Here is a 6,137-nt window from a genome sequence, read left to right on the forward strand (position 1 = left end):
GAAATAAAAAAGGGAGACTCGAAAGTCTCCCTTTTTGTACAACCCTAGGTATCAGTCGAACACGCCGAAAGTCATGTAGCTGAACCACGAGCGGTCGCTGTTGTTGCCTTGCGCTTCGTGATTTTCTTCTTCGATCACGTCGCCATTGCCGTCTTTAGGCTTGAGCTCGCTCGGGATCGCGTCCTTGGCGTCCTGGAACTGCCTCTGTACGTCCTGGTTGGCGCGGGTTTCGCCCGGTGGCAGTGGCGGACGGGACTCGATCAGGCCCAGGGTCGCTTTGCTCAGCCACGAACGGTTGTCGGCTTCGGCCACGGTCGGTACGAATTGACCGTCCACCAGTGTCGGGTGGTTCGGGTAGTTGAGCTTCAGGGTTTCCAGGCTGGTGGCCGCCAGTTCGTCCAGGTGCAGGCGCTGGTAGGACTCGGTCATCACCGCCAGGCCGTCGCCGACCGAAGGGGTTTCCTGGAAGTTTTCCACTACGTAACGACCGCGGTTCGCGGCGGCGACATAGGCTTGACGGGTCAGGTAATAGTCGGCCACGTGAATTTCGTAGGCCGCCAGCAGGTTGCGCAGATAAATCATGCGCTGCTTGGCGTCTGGCGAGTAGCGGCTGTTCGGGAAGCGGCTGGTCAGCTGGGCGAACTCGTTATAGGAGTCGCGGGCGGCGCCCGGGTCACGCTTGGTCATGTCCAGCGGCAGGAAACGCGACAGCAGGCCGACGTCCTGGTCGAAGGAAGTCAGGCCCTTGAGGTAGTAGGCATAATCGACGTTCGGATGCTGTGGGTGCAGGCGAATGAAGCGCTCAGCAGCGGACTTGGCCGCTTCTGGCTCGGTATTCTTGTAGTTGGCGTAGATGAGCTCGAGTTGCGCCTGGTCGGCATAGCGACCGAACGGATAACGCGATTCCAGAGCCTTCAGCTTGGCGATGGCACTGGTGTAGCTACTGTTGTCCAGGTCTTTTTGAGCCTGTTGGTACAGCTCGACTTCACTGAGGTTTTCGTCTACGACTTCCTTCGATGAGCAAGCAGCGGTCAATGCGAGGATGGCGATCAGCAGCAGGTGTTTCACTTGCATGGCGGCTTGCGTCCCTATGACGGCCGCTGTCTTGGGCGTGGCCGTCCTGTTATGATGAGCGCCCCGTTGAATAGCCTCGGGGCAAAAGACGCCGTATTTAACCACAAGCGCGCAGCCGAAACCAAAGGCTGTGCCGACGCCTAGTCTGAGCATGTCCGATAAAATTGAACTTCGCGCAGAGGTGCCGTCCGAATTGGGCGGCCAACGCCTCGATCAAGTCGCCGCACAACTATTCGCTGAGCACTCGCGCTCGCGCCTTTCCGCCTGGATCAAAGACGGCCGCCTGACTGTGGATGGGGCGGTTATCCGCCCGCGAGACATCGTTCACGGTGGCGCCATCCTTGAGCTGACTGCCGAGCAGGAAGCTCAGGGCGAATGGGTCGCTCAAGACATTGCCCTGGACATCGTCTATGAAGACGACGACATCCTGGTGATCAACAAGCCTGCGGGCCTGGTGGTGCACCCGGCTGCCGGTCACGCCGACGGCACCTTGCTCAACGCCTTGCTGCACCACGTGCCGGACATCATCAATGTGCCCCGCGCCGGTATTGTGCATCGCCTGGACAAGGACACCACCGGTCTGATGGTGGTGGCCAAGACCATTCAAGCGCAGACGCAGCTGGTTACACAGTTGCAGAGCCGTAGCGTCAGCCGGATCTACGAATGCATCGTGATTGGTGTGGTGACCGCTGGCGGCAAGATCAACGCGCCGATCGGTCGTCACGGCCAGCAGCGCCAGCGCATGGCCGTGATGGAAGGTGGCAAGCAAGCCGTCAGCCATTACCGCGTGCTCGAGCGCTTCCGCTCCCACACTCACGTGCGGGTGAAGCTGGAAACCGGTCGTACGCACCAGATTCGCGTGCACATGGCGCACATCAACTACCCGTTGGTCGGAGATCCTGCCTACGGTGGTCGTTTCCGGATTCCGCCGGCCGCCAACCCAACCATGGTCGAATCCCTGAAAAACTTCCCGCGTCAGGCGCTGCATGCGCGTTTCCTGGAACTGGATCATCCGACCACCGGTAAGCGCATGAGCTGGGAATCGCCGTTGCCGGAAGATTTCGTCTGGCTGCTGACCCTGCTCAAACAAGACCGCGAGGCGTTCATCGGATGAGTGACTGGCTGATTCCTGACTGGCCCGCGCCGGCCGGGGTCAAAGCCTGTGTGACCACCCGTGCGGGCGGCGTCAGTGTGGCGCCGTTCGACAGCCTCAACCTCGGCGATCACGTCGACGACAGCCCTGAAGCTGTTGCCGAGAATCGCCGTCGTCTTACCGATCATTTCTCCATTCAGCCGGCCTGGCTGCAGCAGGTCCACGGCATTGTCGTGGCTCATGCCGATCCGGGGCGGGTGGACACGGCTGATGCCAGTTGGACATCAACGCCGGGCGTCGCCTGCGCAGCGATGACCGCCGATTGCCTGCCCGCGCTGTTTTGCGACCGTGCCGGGACGCGTGTCGCGGCAGCCCATGCCGGTTGGCGCGGGTTGGCGGCGGGTGTGCTGGAAGCCACGCTCGACAGCCTGGCCGTGCCGTCCGCCGAAGTATTGGTGTGGCTCGGCCCGGCCATCGGTCCGCAAGCCTTTGAAGTCGGCCCGGAGGTGCGTGAAACCTTCGTTCAGCAGTTGCCGCAGGCGGCAGAAGCCTTTGTGCCGAGTCAAAACGCCGGCAAGTTCATGGCTGACATCTATATGCTGGCACGTCTGCGTCTGGCTGCTCGCGGTGTCACGGCCGTCTACGGGGGCGGTTTCTGCACCGTAACCGACCCACGCTTCTTTTCTTACCGCCGCAGTCCTCGCACTGGTCGGTTTGCCTCCCTGGTTTGGCTCGAACGCTAGACTTGTCTGACCTGCATCAACGTCACGACGCTTGAAACTCCCAGAATCGACCGCATCTATTGTGGTATCTGGCAGGTTTCTTCATTCAGGATGTTTTATAGGTCCGGCCTGCTCAAAAGGAAGGTGACCCATGCGTATAGACCGTTTAACCAGCAAATTGCAGTTAGCGTTGTCCGATGCCCAATCCCTGGCTGTCGGCCACGATCATCCGGCCATTGAACCGGCGCACTTGATGCAAGCCTTGCTCGAGCAGCAGGGCGGCTCGATCAAGCCCCTGTTGATGCAGGTGGGCTTCGACGTCAACAGCCTGCGTAAAGAGCTGACCAAAGAACTCGACCAGCTACCGAAAATCCAGAATCCGACCGGCGACGTTAATATGTCGCAGGATCTGGCGCGCCTGCTCAACCAGGCCGATCGTCTGGCGCAGCAGAAAGGCGACCAGTTCATCTCCAGTGAGTTGGTGCTGCTCGCTGCCATGGACGAGAACAGCAAGCTCGGCAAGCTGTTGCTCGGTCAGGGCGTGAGCAAGAAAGCCCTGGAAAACGCGATCAACAACCTGCGTGGTGGCGAGGCCGTCAACGACCCGAACCACGAGGAAGCACGCCAGGCCCTGGACAAGTACACCGTCGACCTGACCAAGCGCGCCGAAGACGGCAAGCTCGATCCGGTGATCGGCCGTGACGATGAAATTCGCCGGACCATCCAGGTGCTGCAACGTCGTACCAAGAACAACCCGGTGCTGATCGGTGAGCCTGGCGTGGGTAAAACCGCCATCGCCGAAGGCCTGGCCCAGCGCATCATCAATGGCGAAGTGCCGGATGGCCTCAAGGGCAAGCGCCTGTTGTCCCTGGACATGGGGGCGCTGATTGCCGGTGCCAAGTATCGCGGTGAGTTCGAAGAACGGCTCAAGGCGTTGCTCAACGAGCTGTCGAAGCAGGAAGGGCAGATCATTCTGTTCATCGACGAACTGCATACCATGGTCGGCGCCGGCAAGGGCGAAGGCTCGATGGATGCGGGCAACATGCTCAAGCCGGCACTGGCCCGCGGTGAACTGCACTGCGTGGGTGCCACCACGCTCAACGAATACCGCCAATACATAGAGAAGGACGCCGCTCTCGAGCGACGCTTCCAGAAAGTGCTGGTGGACGAGCCGAGCGAAGAAGACACCATCGCCATCTTGCGTGGCCTGAAAGAGCGTTATGAGGTTCACCACAAGGTGGCCATCACTGACGGCGCGATCATTGCCGCGGCCAAGCTCAGCCATCGCTACATCACTGACCGTCAGTTGCCGGACAAGGCCATCGACCTGATCGACGAAGCCGCCAGCCGCATCCGCATGGAGATCGACTCCAAACCGGAAGTGCTGGACCGTCTGGAGCGTCGCCTGATTCAACTTAAGGTGGAATCCCAGGCGCTGAAGAAAGAAAGCGATGACGCGGCGAAGAAGCGTCTGGAAAAATTGCAGGAAGAAATCGCTCGTCATGAGCGTGAGTACTCGGATCTCGAAGAAATCTGGAACTCGGAAAAAGCCGAAGTCCAGGGTTCGGCGCAGATCCAGCAGAAAATCGAGCAGTCCCGTCAGGAGCTGGAAGCGGCCCGCCGCAAGGGCGACCTGAACCGTATGGCGGAGTTGCAGTACGGGGTGATCCCGGACCTGGAGCGCAGCCTGCAAATGGTCGACCAGCATGGCAAACCCGAAAACCAGCTGCTGCGCAGCAAGGTGACCGAAGAAGAGATCGCCGAAGTCGTGTCGAAGTGGACCGGTATCCCGGTATCGAAGATGCTCGAAGGCGAGCGCGAAAAACTGATGAAGATGGAAAGCCTGTTGCACCAGCGTGTGATTGGCCAGGACGAAGCGGTCGTGGCGGTTTCCAATGCGGTGCGGCGTTCGCGTGCCGGGTTGTCCGACCCGAATCGCCCGAGCGGCTCGTTCATGTTCCTCGGCCCGACCGGTGTCGGTAAAACCGAGCTGTGCAAGGCGCTGGCCGAATTCCTCTTCGATACTGAAGAGGCGATGGTGCGGATCGACATGTCCGAGTTCATGGAGAAACATTCCGTGGCTCGCCTGATTGGTGCTCCTCCAGGCTATGTAGGCTATGAGGAGGGCGGTTATCTGACCGAGGCGGTGCGTCGCAAGCCTTACTCGGTGATCCTGCTGGACGAGGTCGAGAAGGCGCATCCGGATGTGTTCAACATCTTGCTGCAAGTGCTCGAAGACGGGCGCCTGACCGACAGCCATGGCCGTACGGTGGATTTCAAGAACACCGTGATTGTCATGACGTCCAACCTGGGCTCGGTGCAGATCCAGGAACTGGTCGGTGATCGTGAGGCGCAGCGTGCAGCGGTGATGGATGCGATTTCCAGCCACTTCCGGCCGGAGTTCATCAACCGGGTCGACGAAGTGGTGATCTTCGAGCCATTGGCGCGGGATCAGATCGCCGGCATTACCGAGATCCAGTTGGGTCGTCTGCGTAGCCGCCTGACCGAGCGCGAGCTGAAGCTTGAACTCAGCCCTGAGGCCATGGACAAGCTGATCGCGGTCGGATACGACCCGGTATATGGTGCTCGGCCGCTCAAGCGCGCGATCCAGCGCTGGATCGAGAACCCGCTGGCGCAGTTGATCCTGTCCGGTCGATTCATGCCGGGCGATACCGCTCACGGTGTGGTGGAAAACGACGAAATCGTCTTCGTCTGATCCATAACGGCAACAAAATCGAAAAGGCCTCGCATAACGAGGCCTTTTTTTCGTTAGGCTGTTGAACTCAAAGGAAAAGGCTTGTAAAGTGCGCCCCGCAGTAAGTCACCCGCCAGGGTTTCCGCTCCCCAAGCAGGAATCCAAAATAAGTTGCAAATCATTAACTTGAAAGCAATTTAGGGGGTTGACAGAGGTTCTGAAGATTGTAGAATAGCGCGCCTCAGACACACGAACGCAGCGATGCGAACGGGTTGAAGAGAACGCTGTAAAGCTTCAAAGTTGTAAATTGAAATGTGTAGTTCCGTGATAGCTCAGTCGGTAGAGCAAATGACTGTTAATCATTGGGTCCCAGGTTCGAGTCCTGGTCACGGAGCCAATTTCAAACCGGGGTATAGCGCAGTCCGGTAGCGCGCCTGCTTTGGGAGCAGGATGTCAGGAGTTCGAATCCCCTTACCCCGACCATATTTGGGTCGTTAGCTCAGTTGGTAGAGCAGTTGGCTTTTAACCAATTGGTCGTAGGTTCGAATCCCAC

4 protein-coding genes and 2 tRNA genes are annotated in these 6,137 nt (G+C 59.3%); 5 read left to right on the forward strand and 1 reads right to left on the reverse strand.

The window, feature by feature from the left end; genetic code table 11:
• Positions 1 to 51: 51 nt before the first annotated feature.
• Positions 52 to 1,074, reverse strand: coding sequence for an outer membrane protein assembly factor BamD (locus AB4Z35_RS24825; protein WP_442099960.1), 1,023 nt, complete (start codon positions 1,072 to 1,074; stop codon positions 52 to 54).
• Between the two features lie 151 nt (positions 1,075 to 1,225).
• On the opposite strand from AB4Z35_RS24825, the gene rluD reads away from it, so the two are divergent.
• The 5 genes from rluD to AB4Z35_RS24850 all read left to right on the forward strand — a co-directional run bounded on the left by rluD (position 1,226) and on the right by AB4Z35_RS24850 (position 6,067).
• A complete protein-coding gene (gene rluD, locus AB4Z35_RS24830; RefSeq protein ID WP_007990414.1) occupies positions 1,226 to 2,188 on the forward strand; it encodes a 23S rRNA pseudouridine(1911/1915/1917) synthase RluD in 963 nt (320 codons plus the stop codon).
• Positions 2,185 to 2,910: a peptidoglycan editing factor PgeF gene (gene pgeF, locus AB4Z35_RS24835; RefSeq protein ID WP_442099961.1), complete on the forward strand. Its 726-nt coding sequence runs from the start codon at positions 2,185 to 2,187 to the stop codon at positions 2,908 to 2,910. Before rluD ends, pgeF begins: the two co-directional genes overlap by 4 nt.
• Before the next feature lie 130 nt (positions 2,911 to 3,040).
• Positions 3,041 to 5,605 (forward strand): ATP-dependent chaperone ClpB, encoded by a 2,565-nt coding sequence (gene clpB, locus AB4Z35_RS24840; RefSeq protein WP_007996398.1) that lies wholly within the window; start codon positions 3,041 to 3,043, stop codon positions 5,603 to 5,605.
• 300 nt (positions 5,606 to 5,905) lie between these two features.
• Positions 5,906 to 5,981, forward strand: a tRNA-Asn gene (locus AB4Z35_RS24845).
• A 9-nt stretch (positions 5,982 to 5,990) separates the two neighbouring features.
• Positions 5,991 to 6,067, forward strand: a tRNA-Pro gene (locus tag AB4Z35_RS24850).
• Positions 6,068 to 6,137 lie beyond the last annotated feature (70 nt).

Origin of the sequence: Pseudomonas sp. KB_15 (assembly GCF_052114525.1) — a bacterium.
Classification (GTDB): Bacteria; Pseudomonadota; Gammaproteobacteria; order Pseudomonadales; family Pseudomonadaceae; genus Aquipseudomonas.

Coding starts and splice junctions, on each gene's coding strand:
- AB4Z35_RS24825 (WP_442099960.1), bottom strand. CDS start 1,074: ATGCAAGTGAAACACCTGCTGCTGATCGCCATCCTCGCATTGACCGCT.
- rluD (WP_007990414.1), top strand. CDS start 1,226: ATGTCCGATAAAATTGAACTTCGCGCAGAGGTGCCGTCCGAATTGGGC.
- pgeF (WP_442099961.1), top strand. CDS start 2,185: ATGAGTGACTGGCTGATTCCTGACTGGCCCGCGCCGGCCGGGGTCAAA.
- clpB (WP_007996398.1), top strand. CDS start 3,041: ATGCGTATAGACCGTTTAACCAGCAAATTGCAGTTAGCGTTGTCCGAT.